Origin of the sequence: Okeania sp. SIO2B9 (assembly GCF_010672505.1) — a bacterium.
GTDB lineage: Bacteria > Cyanobacteriota > Cyanobacteriia > Cyanobacteriales > Microcoleaceae > Okeania > Okeania hirsuta.
Map to the genome: position 1 here is coordinate 1 of NZ_JAAHGK010001525.1, position 1,607 is coordinate 1,607.

Here is a 1,607-nt window from a genome sequence, read left to right on the forward strand (position 1 = left end):
TATTGTTGCTGAAGTGCGCAGTTCCTCCGCAGGAGGCTAGCTGACAGCTAATAGCTGAATGCTTACACAGTATGTATTTAAGAGTTCATCAATTGATAATGGATAATGAATAATTGATAATTAGGGCTTGCTGAAAAAGTCTTATGGTGATGATAGGCAACAGGGAACAGCTCATCTGGCAACAGTTTAGACTATCTGCTACGGCAAAATTTTTGGCATTTTCAGGTAAAAATATTAGCTTTTTGAGGCTAATTGAGCCAAAAACTATGTACTTTTTCAATACCTAAAAAGGCTAAAACCTTTATCTGGTAATTATTTTATCTTTAATCAGCAAGCCCTAATTACCTCTGGTTAAAACCGAGAGCATTGAATATAAGGAAAAATGCTAAAAGCTTTATCTGTCAATGATTTTAGATTTAATCAGCAAGTCCTAATTATTCATTATTAATTATTCATTATTCATTGTTGTTTCTGCTTCAACGCCAGTCAGGAGGATAGAGACTATCAACATTAGGCATTTCATCAATCTTTTGTAGCAAATCTCCTAATTTTGGATATTTTTTCTCTATAGGTAAGATGTCTATGTTTAATTTACTTACATCTTCCTGAACTGCTAATTTTTCGACAAATTTAAAAATAGGATAAATAGCAATATCCGCAGCAGATAATCGATTGCCTGCCAACCAATTTTTATCTGCTAAAACCTCATCATTGAGTATGGTAAATTCTTCTTTTAATTTCTAGAAATTTTCAACAACTTCCTTCTCTTTTTCTGCTAAACCTCCAAAGAAAATTGGAGGGATAAGCTGAAGTAAAGAGGGCACAATTATATTTTCAATTTCACATACCTGTTGCCAAATTATTGCTTTCTCTTGGCTAGTATTGCCAAAAAGTTGCCACTCAGGATAGAGAGAATCTAAATACACTAAAATTGCTATAGATTCACGCACAAATAATTCCCCATGTTTTAGTAATGGCACTTTACCACGAGGATTTAAAGCTAGATAATCGGGTTGTTTATGTTCTCCTGTTGATGGGTCTAAATAATGAGAGACATAATCAACATTATGAATTACTAAGGCCAGGTGTACTCGCCAAGCAAAAAGACTACCTTGAAAGCAAAAAAGTTCTATTGTTGGATTCATTTTCTTGAATATTATTCCTCATTTTAACGAAGTCAGAAGTTGTTTTTGTAACTGAGATTTGAGCAAGTCTCCAAAAACATTTTGCCAATCAAGGCGGGGTTTTTAGACCCAGTTATTTTGATAAAGAATAAATTATGGCAAAAATTCAGCCTAGTATAACCAAATTAACTCGAACATATCCTTTAATTGAGATAATGTCAAGAGCCAGTATTTATAAATTAGCGATATTCAGCAGAAAAGAGGGAGTAGGTAGTAGGCAGTAGGGGAAATAATTGATAATTTCTGTGTGAATGATGACGAGCGCGTTCAAGGAAAAGCTAAAAGTAATATCATGTCCGGTTGAACAGTTATAAATAACGACGGAGGAGTCAGAACTCAGGAGTCAGGAGGAAAAACAAATTTTGTACCTTACCAGTATAGGAATTGCTATATCAAATTAAACTTTAACCCAAATCTTTTCCT

At 33.9% G+C, this 1,607-nt stretch carries 2 protein-coding genes; both read right to left on the reverse strand.

All coding sequences use genetic code 11. From position 1 onward, the window contains the following. Positions 1-476: 476 nt before the first annotated feature. Positions 477-719 carry a glutathione binding-like protein gene (locus F6K13_RS32275; protein WP_287289773.1) on the reverse strand — a complete coding sequence of 81 codons (243 nt, stop codon included), beginning with the start codon at positions 717-719 and terminating at the stop codon, positions 477-479. A gap of 21 nt (positions 720-740) precedes the next feature. Then, the gene (locus F6K13_RS32280; RefSeq protein ID WP_287289771.1) at positions 741-1,145 is read right to left on the reverse strand and encodes a glutathione S-transferase family protein; all 405 of its coding nucleotides are present in this window, start codon (positions 1,143-1,145) and stop codon (positions 741-743) included. Positions 1,146-1,607: the final 462 nt, after the last annotated feature.

Excerpts from the sequence above, each read along its gene's own strand:
- F6K13_RS32280 (WP_287289771.1), bottom strand. The coding sequence starts at position 1,145 with ATGAATCCAACAATAGAACTTTTTTGCTTTCAAGGTAGTCTTTTTGCT.